Here is a 21,049-nt window from a genome sequence, read left to right as displayed (position 1 = left end):
CTAAGTGCCAGCTTCGCCTCTTCTTCCATTTCTATGATAATCAAACTATACACTAAACCAGGTATTATGAGCACCAAGTTATTCATTTTTTCTTAAAGCTTACGGTACTTTTTAAGCGCAAACAGATTCAGTACGATAAACACAACAGCAAAAGCTAATAAAACATATAAATCTGTACTGATGTCGAGTAAGCCTTCTCCTCTATACATGACTCCTCTTAAAGCATCAGCCCCGTAATATAAAGGCATAAACTTGGCGAATACCTGCAGCCAGTCAGCCATTCCTTCAATGGAGAAGATCCCGGAGAAGAACACCTGGGGAACCACAACGAGCGGAATAAACTGAACCATTTGAAACTCCGAGCTTGCAAAAGAAGACAGTAATATACCGAGTGACAGTGCGACAAGAGCAATCATTACATTGGTTAAAATAACGTTCCAGACGGAGCCCACCAAGACCATATCCAGCACATTGATAGAATAGAGAACAATAATAACGGTCTGAATCAGCGCTAATAGGCCGTAACCAATAAGATAAGCTGCAACAATCTCCCCTCTTCGGATCGGGGTTGCCATCAGACGTTCCAGCGTACCCGTTGTTCTTTCATTTAGCAGACCTATACCCGAGATTAGGAACACGAAAAAGAAAACAAAAAAGCCTACCAGCACAGGACTAATCGTATCAAAAGCCTCCGTTTCACTGCTTCCATACACATAATTTGTCTGCATGGTATCCTGTGAAGGCAATTCTCCCTGGGCCTGAGCTTGTGCTTCATTACGAGCACCCATGAGCTGTAGTTGAGCTTGTTTGCTGACAACTTGCCTTACCTTCATTTCTAGACTTTTAGCTACGGCTGGATCATCATTAAGCAGCGTTAATGTTGCCTTATCTTCTTCGATCTGTAAAAAACCGTCTAAATCATGCATGATGATAAATTCCTCTGGATCGGTAACCTGCTCATAATTTTCGACTACAATATCTGCGTCTTTTAATGCTTCCGTGATTTGTGAGCTCCCAGCTTCAATAGCTAGAACAGGGTCCACCTTGTTTCCGTTAAACACCAGATTCATCAGCGTGAGTATTAATAAAGGGGCAATGAACAGCAGGGCTAATGTGCGTTTGTCTCTCACCACCTGCAGTAAAATTCGTTTGATCAGCGCGAATACTCTCATTGGACTATCCTCCCTGCCTTTAAGAATACTTCGTCCAAGGTGTTAACTGAGTATTGCTCTTTCAATTGATCAGGTGTGCCATTCGCAATGAGCGCACCATCCCGAACCATGGAAATGTGATCACATTTCTCTGCTTCATCCATGACGTGTGTGGTCACAATAATCGTTTTTCCTTCCTCCCGCTTTAATCGCAGTAATTCATTCCAAATGCTGATTCGGAGCTCCGGGTCAATTCCTACGGTCGGTTCATCGAGAATTAGAATTTGGGGGTTTTGAATTAAGGCAATTGCAAGAGACAGCCTGCGTTTCATTCCGCCAGAATATGCTGACACCTTCTTATCAAGGTCTGACGTCAAGTTTACAAGATCTGCAGCATAAGCCATTCGATTCTGACGTTCTGCCTTGCTTAATTTAAACAGGGATGCAAAAAATATCAGGTTTTCCTTGCCCGTAAGTGCCGTGTATAAAGCATCGGATTGAGCCATGTATCCAATCTGCCGCAAAATATGTAAGCTTGGCATTTTTTCACCTAATACATGAACAGAGCCTTGATCCGGGGCATCCATTCCGACAATCATCTTCACCAAGGTGGTTTTCCCGGCTCCGGACGGTCCAATAAACCCATAAATACGGCCCTCTTCGATCGCCAAAGAGATATCTTTAAGCACTGTTTTTTTGCCGAAGCTTTTACTTACGTCCTGAATCGTTATCGTATCTTTCATTGTTCATCCCCTCTTCACGAGTGAGTGTCCAGCCGCTTTTCACACAGTATATAAACGCCCTAATTTCATTTCAATAACAAAACACATAAAAAAGAAAGAAAAACTCATGATCTGAGTCCTTCTTTCCCTAATCGGCTATTTGGGGTGAAGCTATTTATGTTCCATATCTACAAACATCCTGGACGATGAATTCTTATCTTTACTCGCAGCCTCTTCGAGACGCTTGAACCGTTTTAGATCAGCTGCCCGTATCGGTATAGGTTCGCGCCTTAACAGCTTGGCCATGGCCACAATTAGCAGCAGGAGCAAAACTGTAAATGGCAGTGCTGCAATCAGCGAGGCTGTCTGCAGCGCTTCAAGTCCGCCAGTGAACAACAGCACGCCAGCTATGGCAGCCATCAAGGTTCCCCATACGATTTTGGCCATGAGCGGCGGGTTTATATTTCCATTCGTTGTCATGCTCGACAGAATATATGTTGCAGAATCAGCTGAAGTCACCAGGAAGGTTAGAATAAGCAGGATCGATAAGACTGACATCACCGTTGACATCGGCAGCTGCTCAAACATTTTGAACAATGCTGACGTAACATCTGCATTTACAGCCTGCGCAATTCCTGCAGCTTCGTTTATATCAAACCAAAGCGCTGTACCCCCGAACGCTGCGATCCACAGACATGCAATGACCGGAGGGACAACCATCACACCCACGATAAATTCCCGAACCGTTCTTCCTCTGGACACCCTCGCAACAAATGCCCCGACATACGGTGACCAAGCGATTGCCCATGCCCAGTAAAAAATAGTCCAATCCCTTACCCAGGTTCCTGCTGCATAAGGCTGCAGGCGCAAGCTGTATTGAACGAAATTCGTGATATAATCCCCAAGTGCCAGCGTGAAGGTCTCCATAATGAATACAGTTGGCCCCATGGTTAATACAAACACCAGAAAAATTAAAGCGAGTGCCAGGTTCAGATTACTCAAATGTTTAATTCCTTTATCCAATCCGGTGCCTGAAGAAATCATATAGGTAATAAAAATGAGCCCCAGGATACCGAGCTGGACAAATCTGCTGTTATCCATTCCTGTAACCGAGCTCAGTCCGCCGCTCATCTGCATTACACCAAGACCAATAGAGGTTGCGATTCCCATTACCGTTGCGACAATCGCCAATATATTAATCGTGTTCTTCACAACCGGTTTTTTGCCTACGATGGGTTCAAGAGCTGTGGATACCAGGCCGTCTCTTTTTTTGCGAAATTGAAAAAATGCGATAACCAAACCCACCAGTGTGAACACAGCCCATTGACTGATGCCCCAGTGGAAGAAAGAATACCCCATGGCAATACGAGCGGATTCCACAGTCTGCGTCTCAACCCCTGCAAATGGAGTCGAGAAGTAGTGACTCATAGGCTCCGCAACGCCCCAGAATACGAGTCCTACCCCCAAACCTGCCGAGAACAGCATTCCAATCCACGTGAAAAAGGGATACTCCGGTTTTTCCTTCTCACCGCCAAGACGGATGGAGCCATATTTACTCGCAGCTACCCATATAAGAAAAATAATAATAACAAACACAGACAGCAGATAAAACCAACCAAAGTTAACGGTCGTAAAATTAAATAAATACGAAGCAGCATTGCCGAATGCCTCTGGCATAATCGCTCCAAATAAAGCGAGAACGGCAATAATGATCGCAGAAATGGTAAAGACCGGATTTTTCAGCAATTCACCTTTCACTATCTTCACCTCTGTATAATTTTAATCATTAAACTCACTTAAGTTTTTAACCAATTATGCCAGCTTCAATCGTAAATGGTCATTTTCTCGCTGAATAATATACCCTTTAGAGTAGGACCGGCAAGGATTTGCAGCCGACTTCAGCATGTCCTGCCAAAGGCTTAAAGCGCATTAAAAAAGCATGTTGATCTCTAGAGATCAACATGCCAAGTGCTCCACTCTCAAGCGCTCTAAGTTACATTTTTACCATCTAATGCTTTAATGCTGCGGCCAGACCTTCCAGATCCAGCCCATCCACCGCAAAAGCTTTCCGGATTAATTCAGGAGCCACGAATTCATCATACTTGCCGAGATAAGGAGCTTCATCGGCATCCAGCAATGTCTCGGTCCCGGCTGCTTCACACGCATTCAGCTCTGACATGATCTCATGCATGAGCTGATCCGCATCCGTCTTGCCCGCTACGACCATATAATACGGCTCCATCGGCACGATCGACCGCAGCGCCAGCTTGCTGCTCAGGTTATGCTTAAGCATGCGCTCCAGGGTGCGGAACTGCTTGCTGCCCGCCCATGGCAGGATGAACATCGAGTCTCCCCCAGCGGGAATAACGACACTCTTCAGGAGTCCACTCTCGCGAGCAAGGCGGCGCGCCCGTTCCAGCCGGTTCACAGCACCCGGAGCCAGGTAAGGATACAGTGTGCTGTCTGCCAGAATCTCACGCATTTTGCGAACAATACGGGTGTGTACATCGCCCCCCGCTCCAAGCCAGAGGGTATCGACCTTGCCTCTGGCCGATTTCACGTACAGTGCCTTATGCTTCGTATCCACTTCCTCCACCTTCCACAGCTTGCCGGCAAGGGAGAAGCAGTAGCCTGGCGGGGGCACCGTTGTTATAGAACCAATTTCTTCGGATCCGTTGTACACAACATGTTCCTCATCGTCTTTAAAGACCGCGTAGAAGCGGAAATTGTTCACGATGCGCTCTCCCATAAGGCCGATAATAAGCGGTCCCTCATCCGTTCGCTGAATATGATCGGTCTGCAGAAGATAGTTCAGGAATATACGGTATTCATCAGGCGTGATTCCCCGAAAAGCCGGAAGGGTCAAGATCGCCCGGGCCAGCTCAGCCGGCTCTGCCTCCCCCATGCTTTTCAGAATGCTCATTGTCTGATGATACAAGAGCCCCATCGGCTTCTCCCTTAACATTAAAGGCTCCACCCATTTCTCACGCACATACAGCTCAATGACCGCAATCGCCCGCAGCAGCGTCCACGGCATTCGCGCCGGCAGCTGTGCTTCTTCATCCTCTTCCTCTGGACACAGGAACATCATTTCCGATGCCTGTCCACGGCGGCCTGAACGCCCAAGACGCTGTACGAAGCTGGAGCAGCTGTAAGGGGCTCCGAGCTGAATCACCCGCTCCAGCTCTCCGAGGTCGATGCCAAGCTCAAGCGTAAGCGTTGCCGCAGCAACCGCTGGACCCGGTCCGCTCCGCAGAGCTGCCTCCGTCTCTTCGCGCAGCATCGCTGAAATACTGCCATGATGAACATGGAATACATCGGGCTGCTGCCGCTTGGCGGCAATACGCCGCAGTTCCAGGGTGGTCAGCTCCGCGTCGGAACGGGAGTTGGTGAAGACGAGTGCTTTTTTCAGATGAGTATGGTCATATACAAAATCATAGTACGCCTTCTGTGCGAGCTCCAGCTGCTCGGCCTGCTTCTCATCCCGCGCATCGGGGAAGGAGAAGTGCTCCACACTCAGCCGCAGCTTCCGGCCGCCCTCAGGCGACACCACTTCAACTGGATACCGCGTCCCGGCGGCAAGCCAGCCTGCTGCCGTCTCATAGTCGCTTAGTGTCGCGGATAGCCCGATCCGCCGCGGTGAGCAGGACGCCATTCGCTCGATCCGTGTCAGCTGGCTGAGCACCTGGATTCCCCGGTCTGCGCCCATAAAGGCGTGAACCTCATCGATGATCACATATCTCAGGTCCTGAAACAGAGCGGGAATCGCATTCGGCCGGTTCATAAGCAAGCCCTCTAAGGATTCCGGAGTAATCTGAAGCACGCCGGAGGGCTTTTGCATCAGCTTGGTCTTTTCTGCTTGAGCTACATCCCCGTGCCAATGCCAGACAGGGACCTCCCCTTCCCGCAGCAGCTCCCGAATCCGCTCAAACTGGTCGTTGATCAGTGCCTTCAGCGGGCCGATATACAGAATGCCGACCGAGGAAGAAGGCCGCTCATATAACTCGGTAAGTGCCGGGAAGAATGCAGCCTCAGTCTTGCCCGATGCCGTACCGGAAGCAATCAGCAGGTGGTTTGGCGTATCGAACAGCACCCGGCAGGCATCCACCTGGGCTTCACGGAGTGTGTCCCATCGTTTGCGGTATATAAATTCCTGAATAAATGGCGCCAGTCTGGTAAAAGGGTTCGCATTCATAGCTCGAACTCCGCCAGAAAGTCGCCCATGTCATCGGTGTCGTCTGGTTTTTTGTCTTTATTGCCCCCGTCCTTGGACGCAGGCTGTTCTTGGGTCGCCATCTCACCCAGCAGCTGTTCAAAGCTTGTGTCCGGGTGCTGGTGCAGCGTGTGCAGCAGATCCATAAAGTCGCGAACGACCTCACGGGTTGTCAGCAGCTCCTCTGCTCCCAGGCGCGAGACGGCAAGCTGCATAAATGAGATCAGCTGCTCGTCTGTAAGGCTCGCCTCATATTGAAAGTGCAGGGCATGAATATCCCGCAGCTTTTGCAGCAAAATGAGAATTTCCTCATGGGAGAGCATGTCCAGCTTCAGAATCGGCGAGGTATACGTCTTCAGTCCGCTGCTTCCATAACGGCCGTCAATCAGGCGGGAGCGCAGCGCATCATAACTGAACAACCCCCGCCGCTCATCCTCTACGAACTGTGGCGTGCCGCCCATGAAGATGCCGAGGTGCTCCGCCTTGCCCTGCATCGTGTCATTAAACATGGTCAGCAGCTTCTCGTAATTGCTCTGACGGGAGATGGAGTTCGTAATCTTGTACAGATTGACCCCTTCGTCAATAAATAACAGCAGCCCTTTATAACCGATGGCAGCCGTAAACTCCGACCACAGCTTGATATAGTCGTACCAGCTGTCATCGTCGATAATAACGCCAACGCCAAGGTCTTTACGCGCCTCGGTCTTGGTCGGATATTCCCCTCGCAGCCAGCGCAGTGCAGCCTGTTTACGGTCATCATTACCCAGCTTGTAGCTGTTCCAATAAACGGCGAGCACCTTGGCGAAGTCGAATCCATGAACGAAGTTTTGCATATTGTTCGTCACCTCGAAAATGCGAAGCTCCACCTGCTCGTTCAGCGCCGGGTCTCCCGGCCGGAGGCCCGACTCCTGCATAATCTGCTGCTGGATCGCAGCAATCCATTTCTGCAGAATCATCTCAAGCGCGCCGCCATCCGGGCGGGTACGTGTCGAGAGATGCGTCATCAGCTCGCGATAGGTAGCAAGGCCTTGTCCCTTCGTGCCAACAAGCCGCCGTTCCGGCGATAAATCAGCGTCCGCGACGACAAAATCCCGATCCATCGCATAGTTGCGTATAATCTGGAGCAGAAAGCTTTTGCCGCTTCCATAACGTCCGGTAATCAGCTTAAAAGCTGCCCCACCTTCCGCAATATTGTCCATATCACGCAGGATCGCTTCGACCTCCGGCTTGCGTCCGACAGCGATATGTTCAAGTCCAACCCGGGGAACTACCCCGGCTGTCAAGGAGTTTACCAAAGCGGTCGTTAGACGCTTCGGTATCTTCAATTCTTTCATCGTTTGATCACCTCATCAATGGATCAAGCATCATTCTATATTCATCCACGAGGGTCTCGCCGTCGATCAACAGATCGCCGATCGTTTCCATCGCGGCATCATTAATTTCATCAATCAGCAGGGCAGGCATCGAGCCAGCCGCTTCCGCCACAGCATGGAGCTCGGCCATGTTCGCTCCAGATTTCAATGCATACAATACCTCAAGATGTACAGGCCCAAGCTGCGAAGCCAGCTCCCGCCATTCCTCATCCAGCTGATCCGTATGCCAGATGAGCCCGATGCCGGATGAAGGTTCATCCTTCAACTCATCGCTGCCCGAGCCGGCTTGTTCAGCTTCCTGATCGGCTGAGCCGAATGGCGCCGAATCCTCGTTCGCTCGATTCTCAGCATCCCGCGCATCCAGACTGAGGTCCATCGCCAATCGCTGCTCTGACTCCCGCTCAAGGCCACCCGTCATCCCGGACTCCATGCCATCCTCAAGATCATCAACAGCTTGGCTGATATCGAACATATCCATCTGAAGCGGTCCGATCTGGTCCTGTAATTTATGCGCTTTCTTCGCCTTCTTCACCGTCCCTGGCTCCGATATCGCTCGTTCATTGCCCGTTTCTGCCACCGGGTCCAACGACGCTCGCCCATTATCCGATTCTGCCACCGGCTCCTCCATCAGCAGCATATCCCGGACATCATCCGATTCCCGCTGAAGCTGCCGCAGCTTCGCACGGTCAATCTTTACCTTTGGTTTATTCGCCTTCTCTGTCGAAACAGTGGATAATTCGATCTCCCGCTTCAGAAATCGCGCCACCAGCTCCTCAATTTCCGGCTCGATCTCAATTCCGCGCAGTCTGCCCTTAAATCCGCGCAGCTCCCGCAGTTTGTTCTCCATCATCCGAATAAGCTGCGTTATATAATTTCGAAGCGGCGGATGGCTGCTGATCGGCAGCTTCATAAGGGAAACCGTACGACCATAGAGATCGTAGTCGTACACCGCACTGCGAAACACATATCTCTCGGATGACCTCTCCCGGGGCCGGAACCGTTCAAGCAGGCGCTGGCCTTTTGTTTTACCATAATAAGAGTCCACCAGAGCAATCACCTTCGGGCCAAATGTTCTCATGTCCTTGCGGCCGCCCTCCTGATAGAACCGGCTCTTATTAGGCTCATAATCCATGAGGTCAGAGAGCAGATCCCAGTTCAGCATCAGCGGCTGAGCGCTAAATATTCTTAGCCACTCCAGCTCCTTCAGCTCACTGGACAAGCTGCGCGGAATCCGGCTGTAGGCTTCTGTCACCGGCATATCCAGGCCATGAATCAACGAGAAATCGTACAACCATTCCCTCGCATACCCATCAAGCTTGGGATATCTCTCCCGGTAAGCCTTCCACACACTGCTCAGCAGCTGATAGCCTTGAGCCGGGTTGCTCCAGCCGATTCCGTTAATCAGCTCATACATATATACAAATAAATACGACAAATCACTATCCGGATACCGGCCACACCGCACTTCTTCCCGCCAGTAGAAATACCATTTATACTGCCCTGAAGTCATCTGCTCATAAGTAGGCCAGTAGCTTTTGAATGGAACAAAAGGCTGCTCCGGCTCCACATGCCACGCCAATTCGCGAGCTTTCAGCACAAATTGCTGCTCTCGGGAATAGTAGCGCACACCGTCATACGATGAGCCACCAGGAATGGGCGTGTATGCAGAGGATTGACTGTCACCACGGGAATCCGTCTTAGAATCGGGAACGTTCCCTGGTGCAGCAGATCCAGCGGTCTCCTTCTCATCCCAGAAGTTCAGATCCGTCAGGGAAAGCTCCGCTTTTGCGTGTCCGGCTTGCCCTGCCTGCCAAGCACCGTCCCCGCTGCGTCTGTTCTTCCCGTTCATCTCCGGTTGTGCCGGAAGAGGCATGTTCTTCTCCTCCCCGCCCAGCTCAAACTCAGCGAACCGAATGTCGTTGTCACGCACGATGGTATGCCGGATGTGATCTATGTTGATTTCATGGTTTTTCCTGAAATGCTCCATTGATATCGTACCTCCATCACTCCACCAATTATACCATTCCCGTCCATTTATAAAGATGCTCTTTTACAAGCGCGTGCCCGGCAACTATACTACATGTAGAGCCATAACATCCATCCATCTTCAAGGAACATATGTTCCATTTTATCATAGGAAAAGGATGCTGTCTTCTGGCTTACATACAAACAGCTATTCCCTGTTAACAGCTTGAGCACGATTCAGCAGAACTTCTATTCCCCCTTAAAAAAGCATTTAGAGGAAGGAGTTGTACGATGAATAAATGGTTCAAAACGATACTGTATCTCCTGGGGGCCGCCATCCTCACCCGATTCATTCCGTTCTCCTCCTGGTTCAGGATTATGGACACGATGATTCATGAGCTTGGGCACGCTGTTACGACTCTGCTCCTTTCGGGGCGTGTGAAAAGCATTGCACTATACCCCGACCATAGCGGCGCGACGCTATCCGTTGTGGCCTCCGGCTGGAGAACAATCCTCGTATCTCTATCCGGCTATATGTCTGCATCGTTATTCTCTGTGCTGATGTTCCACGGCTATGCCAAGCGCAAGCAAGGCGAGGGTCTTCTCGCCATTTCGGGAGTTGCCGTCCTTATGATCCTGTTATTCGTACAAAATGGATACGGTATTATATGGCTTACCATCTTTGTTATCATCACACTGGCCATTTACTTCATTGGTCCTCGGGTGCGAAACGCTTACTACCTGCTGCTCGCCTTTCTTTCCCTGGAGGAATCGGTCATGGGCCCATTCTCTCTCCTGCTGTATTCATTTCAGCGGCCGGGTCGTGCGGGAGATGCCACGAACCTAGCCTTACAAACGTCGGTGCCTGCTTTTGTATGGGCACTATTGTTTCTGGTATTCGCCTTATGGTGTGCCAAGCTCGCGCTGTCGCTGTTCTGGAGTAAGCGTTCTGGTGTACAGACACGCGTACGGAATATGTAATAAGCACAGGACAAGAGCTCTTAACGAAGAATATGTGTAGTAGTTGAAAATCACCGAATGGAGGGAATGTAGAAGATGCTCTCACTAAAAAATAAAATTGCCATCGTTACCGGCGCAAGCAGATCCACAGGGATCGGAACCGCCGTTTGCCGTGCGCTTGCCAACCTGGGGGCAGATATCTTTTTTACACACTGGCATCCATTTGACGAAACTGAGGGTAATGGCGGGGAGAAGGAGTGGCCTGAGCTATTTTGCAAGGAATTAGAGTATCTAGGGGTAAGGGCAGCTCATATGGAGGCAGATCTCACTCTCCCTGAAACGCCGGGACGCATCATGGATCAGATCGAAAAGACCCTGGGGCATGCTTCGATCCTGATTAATAACGCCGCTTACTGCGCGCCCTCCAATGTTCAGAGCCTGGATATCGACATATTAGACCAGCATTATCTCGTGAACAACCGCGGAACCGTTCTGCTCAGCACAGAGTTCGCCAAAAGATTTGAACAGCATCATCCAAAAGGTACTCCCGGTCGAATCATTTTCATGGTTTCAAAAGGACCCGACCCGAACAACCTCGCTTACACCTTAACAAAAGGAGCATTAATCGGTGTGATCGAGCCACTTTCCGTAGGCTTGGCCCCACTCCACATCACAGTGAATGGCTTCGACCCCGGTCCAACCGACTCAGGCTGGATCACCGAAGAAATGAAGGCCCAGTTCTTACCCCTGTTCCCTATGGGACGGATCGGCCTGCCGGAAGACGCAGCCAGAGGAATCAGCTTCTTGGCAAGTGACGATTCCCAGTGGATCACAGGGCAGGTAATCCGGTCGGAGGGCGGTTTTTTGGGGAAATGATACATAATCATGCACGAATGCATATGCACTGCATCATTTCAATTCAGATCCATTCAGTTCAATAAATCAATACCTGGCAAAAGATCAGGGAATTTTTTTCTGCCCATCTCAACCATCTTTTTATTTAACTCATCAACTTCTCTTCCTACTAACTTGAAAGTTCTTTTGTCCAAAGTAATCGTATCGCCTATCCGAAACACCTTATCCTCCTGATAAATATCCAAAAAATATAAGTAGCCCGGACCAGGTAGGGACGCTTGTTCAGCACTCATCTGACGAAGCTTGTCTGCAATCTGATCGATCTCATTCATCTTATCAATGACCAGCTTATTTCCATCGCCATATGTCACATCGATTTTGCTAATATTCTCAAAGTCCGTTCCCATTAAATCCGTTAGAGGCATAACGCCCTGGTCCAGATCTACCTGTTCCGACTGATCACTGCAACCCACGAGGATCAATAATATCAGAGATATAAGAGCCATACTCCATGACTTAAACAACTTCACACCTCATTCCCAAAAAGTATTTTGAACTTCCGACCATATTTTCCCTACACATGAATTGTATAATTGATAAACGTTAAATGAAACTTGCGCAATCAAAAAATACAACTTTATCGGAGGTTAGTATGCCAGACCCGATTATTGTAGTACCTTATGATACTACTTGGAATAACGAATACCAATAATTGATATTCAGATTTCCGTTCGATCGTTAGAACCGGTAGAAACATATAAAACTAAGCTTGAGAACATCGGGTTTATTTATAGAGCAGGTAATCCTGATCTTACGAAACGGTATTTTCGGGAGAAACCAGGAAGGAAACGAACCCACATTCATGTAAGAGAATACGGTAGTTGGTCAGAACAATTTGCACTTTTATTTAGGGACTACCTTCGGGCTAATGAAAATGATTGCAGGAAATACGCTGAAATGAAATATAACTTAATGAAACTATTTCAAAAGGAACGGGATCTCTATGTAGAAGGAAAGGAACCAATTATTTGGGAAATTATGAGTAGAGCAAGCAAATGGAGTCAAATTACTGGATGGAAAACAGGAAAGTCGGACGCGTAGAAATCACGCAACAATCTGTTCTCGTATATAAACAAATAGAAAAAGAAGGTGAATCAAATATCCCCACTTGCTGTTGTATTTTTTATTATAGCTGTGATTCAATTTGCGCTGGATAAAATGATTACGAAGACAGATGAGAAGATATCGGACACAGATGGTTATATCCCATATAGATGGTTCATCGTGATTGGGGTTATCGTGGTCATCTCGTTTTTTATTTTTGTTAATGAGCCTTATAAATATGTTTGGAGCGGCGTACTGCTTATTCTATTGTTCGGTGTTCGATCTATCTTTGAATGGAAATATATCCGCAATTCACAAAAACACGTTATTTCACTATGGCTGATGGCCATATCTGTAGTGGGTACAATAGTTTACGTTTTAACTTAAGGCTGAAGCAGGTCTGTTAACTTAACTGTCATGTTTTCTGAAATGGTATAGATTGTGTTGGTATCCACCACGTGATATTAAAATGCTTTTCTGTCCTTTTTCACCTAGCCAGAAATGAAACCCTTGTTTCTGCCCGCTTGATTTAGACACTCTGACTTTGGTTATTTCCCCATCTTTTTGAGAACTACAACCAAAGAGAGCGATTAACATTAGAGTTGATGATAAAACAACTAACAACGCTTTTTTCATTAACAGCAGCCTCCAAAACCATATTATCTCTATTATTCATATAGACGACTTAATCCCTTATAATGTTCCAATTCAGTTTAAACAGAGCTTCTCGGTCTGGCAACTTGAACTGTATATCAATTTATTCGGATAATAGGTAGTTGTAATTAGAACGTTGAATTAGTAATACATAGAGACACGGATATTACGGGTCTTGGCTATTAAACTAAGGAGCAGTGAGCATTATATGTACTTAAATAATTATGCAAAAATAATTGTGAATATTGGAGTGACCGTTGAAGAGGGGGATTTAATTAAGATTAATTTTTCACCTGAACATTTACCTTTAGCACGTGAAATCTCAAAAGAAGCCTATAAGAGCGGAGCTAAATTTGTTTCCCTTAATCTAAGGGATCCGGAAATTGAAAAGAATCGAATACGTTATCTAAAAGATGATTTTTTAGAGGAATTCCCCAAAACTGAAGTTGAAAATGAATTGAATTATGCGAAGTCTGGCTATTCAATGATTACAATCATTGCACCTACGTTTTCGGATAAGGATTCGGATTGGGTCGAAAGATCTTCTAAAATAAATAAAGCAAAATCGATTGCTATGAGTCCTTGTCGAACTTACGGAATGGAAAATCATAATAAATGGGTAGTCGTTAATGCACCAACTATGGAATGGGCAATGCAGCTTTTTCCAGATCACCCTGAGAATGATGCCGTTGAACTTCTATGGAAATATATATTTGAGGCAACCAAATCAAATGAGCCTAATCCTGTATCAGCTTGGAAACAACACGATCTTGTTCTGAAAAGCATAGCTGAAAAATTGAACAACTATCAATTCTCTGCGCTGCGCTATGTTAGTGAGAAAACAGATTTAACTGTTTCGTTAGTCAAAAATCATGTGTGGTTAGGCGGTTCAGAAATAACTAAAGATGGAAAAGAATTTATGTCTAATATTCCTGTCGAAGAAGTCTGGACCATGCCCAATAAGCATCATGTAAATGGATATGCTTCCATTACAAAACCGATCATTTTGGCAGGGCAGACGATTAAGGATTTAAAGCTGTTCTTCGAAAATGGGAAAATAACCAGAGTGGAACCTAATCACCAAGTCGTTATTGATTTTCTTCTAACGGATGATGGTGCGAGAGCCATTGGTGAAGTTGCACTCGTTTCAGCAAGCTCGAGTATTGCCAAAACGGGAATCACTTTTAAGAGTGCCCTATTTGATGAAAATGCAGCTTGCCATATTGCATTAGGCCAAGCTTACATTGATAACATAATGGATGGTTTTTCAAAGACGGAGGATGAACTAAACGAGCTAGGTATGAATAGATCTGCAGTACATGAAGACATTATGATTGGCGACAGCTCCATGAACGTCTACGGATTATTAGAACAGGAAGAAATTCTAGTAATGGAAAACGGTGAGTGGAAAATATAAGCTTTAACCAATAAGCCCATCTCATGCCTTTGGCATCAAGCTGGTCTTTTCTTTGCACTTCCATGAGACACCATGAGGGGCCTGCACACCTACCCTGCAGAGGTGCGTGAAGCGGTCGGAGGAGCAACGCGTTCGCCTTTAAAATCGGGAAACCTCCTCAGCCTATTCCAATCCAGTTTCCCGATTTTAACAGCGACCGGAGACGATTCACGCACCGCCCAACCATCATCCAAAAGTGTGCAGCCCCCGCTCCCCGCCCTTGCCCTATCCTCCCATGAAAAAACGCGCGCAAAAAAAGCCCAACTCCCCAAAAGCAGGAGCTGGGCTTTTATCACCTATTAGTTTTGCTTCAAGTTATAGAACGACTTCAAGCCGTTGTACTGTGCAAGCTCACCCAATTGATCTTCGATACGAAGCAATTGGTTGTATTTTGCAACACGGTCAGTACGGGATGGAGCACCTGTTTTGATCTGACCAGCGTTAGTAGCAACTGCGATGTCAGCGATTGTGCTGTCTTCGGACTCACCGGAACGGTGGGAGACAACAGCTGTGTAACCAGCGCGTTTTGCCATTTCGATTGCATCGAAAGTTTCAGTCAAAGTACCGATTTGGTTAACTTTGATCAGGATGGAGTTACCAATACCTTCTTTGATACCTCTTTCCAGACGCTCAGTGTTCGTAACGAACAAGTCGTCACCAACGAGTTGAATTTTGCTGCCCAATTTCTCAGTGAGTAATTTCCAACCTTCCCAGTCGTCCTCGGAGCATCCGTCTTCGATTGTGATGATTGGGTACTTTTCAACCCAAGAAGCAAGCAGGTCAACGAACTCAGCAGGTGTGTAGGATTTGCCTTCACCTTCAAGAACATATTTACCATCTTTGAAGAACTCAGTGGAAGCTACGTCCATACCCAAGAATACGTCTTCGCCTGGCTTGTAACCAGCTTTTTCGATTGCTTCGATGATAGAAGACAATGCATCTTCGTTGGAAGTGAAGTTAGGAGCGAAGCCGCCTTCGTCACCAACCGCAGTGTTAAGGCCTTTGCCTTTCAATACGGATTTCAGGTTGTGGAAGATTTCAGCACCCATGCGAAGAGCTTCTTTGAAGCTTTCAGCGCCAACTGGCAATACCATGAACTCTTGAACGTCAACGTTGTTGTCAGCGTGTGCACCACCGTTAACGATGTTCATCATTGGTACTGGAAGTTGTTTTGCATTGAATCCGCCAAGGTAAACATACAGTGGCAGGTCAAGAGCGTCAGCAGCAGCGCGAGCAACAGCCATGGAAACAGCCAGGATTGCGTTAGCGCCCAGTTTGCCTTTGTTCGGAGTTCCGTCCAGGGAAATCATCAGCTTGTCGATGCCGAGTTGATCCAAAGCATCCATGCCGATTACTTCTGGAGCGATAATTTCGTTTACGTTCTCAACAGCTTTCAGAACACCTTTACCAAGGTAACGGGATTTATCGTCATCACGAAGCTCAACAGCTTCGTGAACACCAGTGGAAGCACCGGATGGAACGATTGCGCGGCCGATTGCGCCAGATTCTAGGTATACTTCAACTTCTACAGTCGGGTTACCACGGGAGTCAAGGACTTCGCGTGCGTAAACGTCAGAAATAATAGTCATAGTTTGGATCTCCTTTTAATGTGATTTATTTAAGCATTTTGGTAAAATGCCAGATTTCATAGTTCAACAAAACTATTTGCGTGATGCAATCATTGAGGTTCCTGTCATTTCTTCCGGCTTATCAAGCTGCATCAGGTCTAGAATCGTTGGAGCGATATCAGCCAAAATACCGCCTTCACGCAGGGTGATGTTCTCGTCTGTAACGATGAACGGAACCGGATTTGTCGTATGCGCTGTGAATGGACGTCCATTCTCATCGAATACCATATCCGCATTACCATGGTCAGCAGTGATGATAGCCACGCCGCCTTTTGCAAGAACAGCATCCACAACTTTACCAACACACTCGTCAGTGGTTTCAACCGCTTTGATGGTCGGCTCCAGCATACCGGAGTGACCAACCATATCCGGATTGGCAAAGTTCAGGATAATTGCATCATGCTTATCTGCTTCAATTTCCTTCACACAAGCATCTGCCACTTCATAAGCACTCATCTCAGGCTTTAAGTCATACGTTGCAACCTTCGGTGAGTTGATCAGCACGCGAGTTTCACCCGGAAGCTCCACATCGCGGCCGCCGCTGAAGAAGAAAGTGACGTGTGGGTATTTCTCGGTTTCAGCAATACGCAGCTGTTTCTTGTTGTTCTGCACAAGAACTTCACCCAGCGTATTGTCGAGGTTCTTCGGCTTGTATGCAACAAAACCTTCTACAGTTTCGCTGAACAAGGTCAAGCAGACAAAATGAAGTCCCTGAGGAAACTTCGGTCCACGCTCAAATCCGCGGAAGTCCTTGTTCGTAAACACCTGGGACAGCTGAATCGCACGGTCCGGACGGAAGTTCAAGAAGATAACGGAGTCTCCGCTTTCCACTGTACTTACCGGATTGCCCTGGTCATCTACGATTACAGTAGGTTCTACGAATTCATCATAAACCGATTTCTCATACGATTCAGTGACTGCTTTCAGCGGGTCTGTATATTTTGGACCTTCGCCGTACACCATCGCACGGTAAGTCTTCTCTACACGATCCCAGCGCTTATCGCGGTCCATCGCATAGTAACGTCCCGATACGGTAGCAATTTTGCCGACACCGACTTCCTCAATTTTAGCAAGCAGCTTTGTAATGAACTGCTTACCGCTGTCGGGAGCCACGTCACGGCCATCCATGAACGCATGGATGTACACTTCATGCATATCTTCTTTCTTCGCCAGATCCAGCATAGCGAACAAATGCTCAATGTGACTGTGTACACCGCCATCAGATACCAGACCGTACAGATGCAGCTTCTTGTTGTTGTTCTTCGCGGCACGAATAGCTTCTACCAAGGTTTCATTCTCATAGAATTCACCTTCGCGAATGGACTTCGAAATCCGGGTCAGATCTTGATAGACGATTCGGCCAGCCCCGATGTTCAGATGGCCTACTTCGGAGTTACCCATCTGTCCCTCAGGAAGACCTACGGCTTCGCCGCAAGCTGTCAATGTCGTATTTGGGTACTGCTTCAAATAACGATCATAATTCGGCTTGTTTGCCTGGGAAACCGCATTGCCTACAGTCGTGTTGCGAAGACCGAAACCGTCCATGATGATAAGCGCTACAGGTTTTGGTGCTGACATCTTACTTCGCCCCCTCAACGAGTTGAACGTAAGAAGCAGGCTGCAGGCTGGCACCGCCAACAAGCGCACCATCGATGTCGCTTTGTCCCATGTACTCAGCTACATTCTCAGGCTTCACACTACCGCCGTACTGAATACGTACCTGAGCAGCAACGTCATCACCATACATTCCTTTCACAAGGTCACGGATGTAGGAGATTACTTCGTTAGCGTCCTCTGCCGTAGAGGATTTACCTGTTCCAATCGCCCAGATTGGCTCGTATGCAATAACCACATGAACTGCTTGATCCGCAGGAATACCTGCAAAAGCAGCTTCAGTCTGTACTTTACATACATCTTTGGTTTGTCCTGCTTCACGCTCTTCAAGCTTCTCACCAACACATACGATTGGAAGAAGGCTGTGACGGAACGCAGCATGGACTTTCTTGTTCACGATCTCATCCGTTTCGCCAAAATATTGACGACGCTCCGAGTGTCCGATAATAACATAATCTACGCCCAGATCCTGCAGCATCACACTGCTGATTTCACCAGTGAATGCTCCATTCTCTTCAAAATGAAGGTTCTGTGCACCAATCTTGATGCTAGTCCCTTTCGCAGCTTCAACAAGCGCAGGAAGATTCGTAAACGGTGCGCAAATCACCGCTTCTACGCCTTCAATTTCTGCTTTGCCCTTTACTTCTTCAAAGAATGCTTTGGCTTCCGGAACAGTTTTGAACATTTTCCAGTTGCCGGCAATGATAGGTGTTCTCACACAGTTCACTCCTTTACTCACCCCAAACCATCAGGGTCCGCTTCTTTGCGTTAATTCACTCTATACAAGTAGAATCGACTGTTACCGAGCTTTCTCAAAAGGTAACAGCCCTTCCACAAAAATTTTACTACTTATCGTTCAGTGCCACAACACCAGGAAGCTCTTTGCCTTCCATGAACTCAAGAGATGCGCCGCCACCTGTGGAGATGTGGTTCATCTTGTCTGCCAAGTGGAATTTCTCTGCTGCTGCTGCGGAATCGCCGCCGCCGATAATCGTGTAAGCTTCTGTGTCTGCACAAGCTTGAGCTACTTCACGAGTACCATGAGAGAAAGGTTCAATTTCAAATACGCCCATTGGTCCGTTCCAAACGACCAGCTTGGAGTTTTTGATCACATCAGCATAAATCTCACGTGTCTTCGGTCCGATGTCTATGCCTTCCCAACCTGCAGGAATGCTGTCGATATCAACGATTTTCGTGTTAGCATCTGCACTGAAATCATCCGAAACCACAATGTCAACGGGGAGATAGAAGTTCTTGCCCAGTTCTTTTGCTTTCTCGATAAAGCCAAGTGCAGTGTCCAGTTTGGAATCATCGCACAGGGATTGACCGATTTCGTAACCTTGGGCCTTGAAGAACGTGTAAGTAAGTCCACCGCCGATAATAACGTTGTCAGCGAGTGTAAGCAGGTTATTAATCACATCGATTTTGTCTTTAACCTTCGAACCGCCAATGATAGCAGTGAAAGGACGATCCGGATTAGAAAGAGCCTTGCCCAGTACGGACAATTCTTTCTCCATCAAGAGACCAGATACAGCCGGAAGATGATGCGCGATTCCTTCAGTCGATGCGTGTGCACGGTGTGCAGCACCAAACGCATCGTTCACGAACAGATCGGCAAGCTCAGCGAATTGTTTCGCAAGCTCTGGATCATTCTTCTCTTCACCAGGATAAAAACGAACGTTCTCAAGCACGAGCACGTCGCCGTCCTTCATGTTAGCGATTTGCTCTTTTACTGCATCCCCAATCGCTTCATCTGCTTTAGCTACCGGTTTGCCAAGAAGCTCAGACAAACGTTCGCTGGCAGGTGTCAAACGCATGGATTCAACCACTTGACCTTTCGGACGACCCAAATGGCTTGCCAAAATAACTTTAGCGCCTTTTTCCACCAAATATTTAATGGTCGGCAGGGTTTCACGGATCCGAGTATCATCGGTAATCTTCCCATCCTCGAGGGGGACATTGAAATCGACGCGGACAAACACCCGTTTGCCGCTTACTTCTACATCACGTACACTTTTCTTGTTCATCTCCACGTTCCTCCTAAGAAACTATTTCCTCGCCGACAGCTTAGCTGCTCTCTCTTTATTCGAGTCCGGTTTTTATTTATTCTTCCCAGTACTCTGGCATGAAAACATATACAGGCAGAAACCTGTCTTTCTGTTAATCAGAAATGAACAGCGTTTCTTGTAAAAAATCAAAGAGGAGCGCCACAAGGAACCCCTCTTCGATTGGTAAATCAGATCAATTACAGACCTTTGCTTGCGATGTAAGCAGCGAGGTCAACAACGCGGTTGGAGTAGCCCCACTCGTTGTCGTACCAAGAAACAACTTTCACCATGTTGTCGCCTACAACCATAGTGGACAAAGCGTCGATTGTAGAAGAAGCAGGATCTGTGTTGTAGTCGCTGGATACAAGCGGCTCTTCGGAGTAGTTCATGATGCCTTTCAAAGGACCGTTAGCAGCTGCTTTCAGAGCTTCGTTAACGGACTCTTTAGTTACTGGCTTGGAAGTTTCGATAACCAGGTCAGTTACGGAAACGTTCTTAGTAGGTACACGCATAGCCATACCGTTCAATTTACCTTTCAACTGTGGCAGAACCAAGCTAACTGCTTTAGCTGCACCAGTTGTGGAAGGAATGATGTTCTCAGCTGCTGCACGAGCACGACGAAGGTCTTTGTGCGGCAGGTCAAGTACTTGCTGGTCATTCGTGTAAGAGTGAACAGTAGTCATCATACCTTTAACGATACCGAAGTTCTCGTCAAGAACTTTTGCAAATGGAGCAAGGCAGTTCGTTGTGCAAGAAGCGTTAGAGATTACAGTGTGGTTAGCTGGATCGTATTTCTCTTCGTTAACACCCATAACGATTGTGATGTCTTCGTTAGTAGCAGGAGCGGAGATGATAACTTTCTTCGCGCCGCCTTTCAGGTGAGCTTCAGCTTTTTCTTTAGCTGTGAAGATACCAGTGGATTCAACAACGATTTCAACGCCGTATTCTCCCCAAGGAAGAGCTTCTGGATTACGCTCAGCGAATACTTTGATTTCTTTACCGTTAACTACGATTGCACCGTCTTTAGCTTCTACAGTTGCATCGAGTTTACCGTGAGTTGTGTCATATTTCAAAAGGTGTGCCAGCGTCTTAACGTCAGTCAAGTCGTTGATTGCAACAACTTCAACTTCGCTGTTATTCAGCGCAGCGCGGAACACGTTACGTCCAATACGTCCAAAACCGTTAATACCTACTTTAACCATTAGTAATTCCCTCCATATAGTGAAGTTTTATTTATTCAAAACAGACGGTGAGGCCTGTCATGACAACAAATTGAGTACAGCTGAATTATGCTATATGCTTTCTT

At 47.4% G+C, this 21,049-nt stretch carries 19 protein-coding genes; 5 read left to right on the top strand and 14 right to left on the bottom strand.

What is annotated here, in order from left to right; translation table 11 throughout:
- Window positions 1-92 precede the first annotated feature (92 nt).
- The 6 genes from BN1234_RS00960 to BN1234_RS00935 all read right to left on the bottom strand — a co-directional run bounded on the left by BN1234_RS00960 (window position 93) and on the right by BN1234_RS00935 (window position 9,446).
- Window positions 93-1,172 (bottom strand): ABC transporter permease, encoded by a 1,080-nt coding sequence (locus BN1234_RS00960; protein ID WP_054954792.1) that lies wholly within the window; start codon window positions 1,170-1,172, stop codon window positions 93-95.
- A complete protein-coding gene (locus BN1234_RS00955; RefSeq protein WP_054954791.1) occupies window positions 1,169-1,894 on the bottom strand; it encodes an ABC transporter ATP-binding protein in 726 nt (241 codons plus the stop codon). Before BN1234_RS00955 ends, BN1234_RS00960 begins: the two co-directional genes overlap by 4 nt.
- Before the next feature lie 150 nt (window positions 1,895-2,044).
- Entirely contained in the window at window positions 2,045-3,631 is a 1,587-nt protein-coding gene (locus BN1234_RS00950) for a BCCT family transporter (protein WP_054954790.1), read from the bottom strand.
- A gap of 250 nt (window positions 3,632-3,881) precedes the next feature.
- A complete protein-coding gene (locus BN1234_RS00945) occupies window positions 3,882-6,068 on the bottom strand; it encodes a DEAD/DEAH box helicase (RefSeq protein WP_054954789.1) in 2,187 nt (728 codons plus the stop codon).
- The gene (locus BN1234_RS00940) at window positions 6,065-7,420 is read right to left on the bottom strand and encodes an ATP-binding protein (protein WP_054954788.1); all 1,356 of its coding nucleotides are present in this window, start codon (window positions 7,418-7,420) and stop codon (window positions 6,065-6,067) included. Before BN1234_RS00940 ends, BN1234_RS00945 begins: the two co-directional genes overlap by 4 nt.
- A gap of 7 nt (window positions 7,421-7,427) precedes the next feature.
- Window positions 7,428-9,446: a TerB N-terminal domain-containing protein gene (locus BN1234_RS00935; RefSeq protein WP_054954787.1), complete on the bottom strand. Its 2,019-nt coding sequence runs from the start codon at window positions 9,444-9,446 to the stop codon at window positions 7,428-7,430.
- Between the two features lie 269 nt (window positions 9,447-9,715).
- Here BN1234_RS00935 and BN1234_RS00930 point away from each other — a divergent pair, with 269 nt between their 5' ends.
- Both BN1234_RS00930 and BN1234_RS00925 read left to right on the top strand, forming a co-directional pair.
- Window positions 9,716-10,405 carry a M50 family metallopeptidase gene (locus tag BN1234_RS00930; RefSeq protein WP_054954786.1) on the top strand — a complete coding sequence of 230 codons (690 nt, stop codon included), beginning with the start codon at window positions 9,716-9,718 and terminating at the stop codon, window positions 10,403-10,405.
- Between the two features lie 75 nt (window positions 10,406-10,480).
- Window positions 10,481-11,260 (top strand): SDR family oxidoreductase, encoded by a 780-nt coding sequence (locus BN1234_RS00925; RefSeq protein WP_054954785.1) that lies wholly within the window; start codon window positions 10,481-10,483, stop codon window positions 11,258-11,260.
- Between the two features lie 53 nt (window positions 11,261-11,313).
- Here BN1234_RS00925 and BN1234_RS00920 read toward each other — a convergent pair whose 3' ends face one another.
- The gene (locus tag BN1234_RS00920) at window positions 11,314-11,763 is read right to left on the bottom strand and encodes a hypothetical protein (protein WP_054954784.1); all 450 of its coding nucleotides are present in this window, start codon (window positions 11,761-11,763) and stop codon (window positions 11,314-11,316) included.
- 178 nt (window positions 11,764-11,941) lie between these two features.
- Here BN1234_RS00920 and BN1234_RS21645 point away from each other — a divergent pair, with 178 nt between their 5' ends.
- On the top strand, window positions 11,942-12,340 hold the full coding sequence (locus BN1234_RS21645) for a GrpB family protein (protein ID WP_211751787.1): 399 nt from the start codon (window positions 11,942-11,944) through the stop codon (window positions 12,338-12,340).
- 48 nt (window positions 12,341-12,388) lie between these two features.
- On the top strand, window positions 12,389-12,730 hold the full coding sequence (locus BN1234_RS00915; RefSeq protein ID WP_245640048.1) for a DUF4181 domain-containing protein: 342 nt from the start codon (window positions 12,389-12,391) through the stop codon (window positions 12,728-12,730).
- Between the two features lie 21 nt (window positions 12,731-12,751).
- Here BN1234_RS00915 and BN1234_RS00910 read toward each other — a convergent pair whose 3' ends face one another.
- Window positions 12,752-12,979 carry a hypothetical protein gene (locus tag BN1234_RS00910; protein WP_054954783.1) on the bottom strand — a complete coding sequence of 76 codons (228 nt, stop codon included), beginning with the start codon at window positions 12,977-12,979 and terminating at the stop codon, window positions 12,752-12,754.
- A 226-nt stretch (window positions 12,980-13,205) separates the two neighbouring features.
- Here BN1234_RS00910 and BN1234_RS00905 point away from each other — a divergent pair, with 226 nt between their 5' ends.
- Window positions 13,206-14,414 (top strand): aminopeptidase, encoded by a 1,209-nt coding sequence (locus BN1234_RS00905; RefSeq protein ID WP_054954782.1) that lies wholly within the window; start codon window positions 13,206-13,208, stop codon window positions 14,412-14,414.
- 89 nt (window positions 14,415-14,503) lie between these two features.
- On the opposite strand, the gene BN1234_RS22095 is transcribed toward BN1234_RS00905, so the two are convergent.
- The 6 genes from BN1234_RS22095 to gap all read right to left on the bottom strand — a co-directional run bounded on the left by BN1234_RS22095 (window position 14,504) and on the right by gap (window position 20,945).
- On the bottom strand, window positions 14,504-14,647 hold the full coding sequence (locus tag BN1234_RS22095; RefSeq protein ID WP_156337094.1) for a hypothetical protein: 144 nt from the start codon (window positions 14,645-14,647) through the stop codon (window positions 14,504-14,506).
- A 105-nt stretch (window positions 14,648-14,752) separates the two neighbouring features.
- Entirely contained in the window at window positions 14,753-16,042 is a 1,290-nt protein-coding gene (gene eno / locus BN1234_RS00900; protein ID WP_054954781.1) for a phosphopyruvate hydratase, read from the bottom strand.
- A 72-nt stretch (window positions 16,043-16,114) separates the two neighbouring features.
- A complete protein-coding gene (gene gpmI / locus BN1234_RS00895) occupies window positions 16,115-17,659 on the bottom strand; it encodes a 2,3-bisphosphoglycerate-independent phosphoglycerate mutase (RefSeq protein WP_054954780.1) in 1,545 nt (514 codons plus the stop codon).
- Window position 17,660: 1 nt separating this feature from the next.
- Entirely contained in the window at window positions 17,661-18,413 is a 753-nt protein-coding gene (gene tpiA, locus BN1234_RS00890) for a triose-phosphate isomerase (protein ID WP_054954779.1), read from the bottom strand.
- 127 nt (window positions 18,414-18,540) lie between these two features.
- Entirely contained in the window at window positions 18,541-19,722 is a 1,182-nt protein-coding gene (locus tag BN1234_RS00885) for a phosphoglycerate kinase (protein ID WP_054954778.1), read from the bottom strand.
- A gap of 218 nt (window positions 19,723-19,940) precedes the next feature.
- Window positions 19,941-20,945: a type I glyceraldehyde-3-phosphate dehydrogenase gene (gap, locus tag BN1234_RS00880; RefSeq protein ID WP_054954777.1), complete on the bottom strand. Its 1,005-nt coding sequence runs from the start codon at window positions 20,943-20,945 to the stop codon at window positions 19,941-19,943.
- Window positions 20,946-21,049: the final 104 nt, after the last annotated feature.

Origin of the sequence: Paenibacillus dakarensis, assembly GCF_001373415.1 — a bacterium.
Lineage (GTDB): Bacteria > Bacillota > Bacilli > Paenibacillales > Paenibacillaceae > Paenibacillus_AQ > Paenibacillus_AQ dakarensis.
This window is presented reverse-complemented; position numbering and strand designations above follow the sequence as displayed.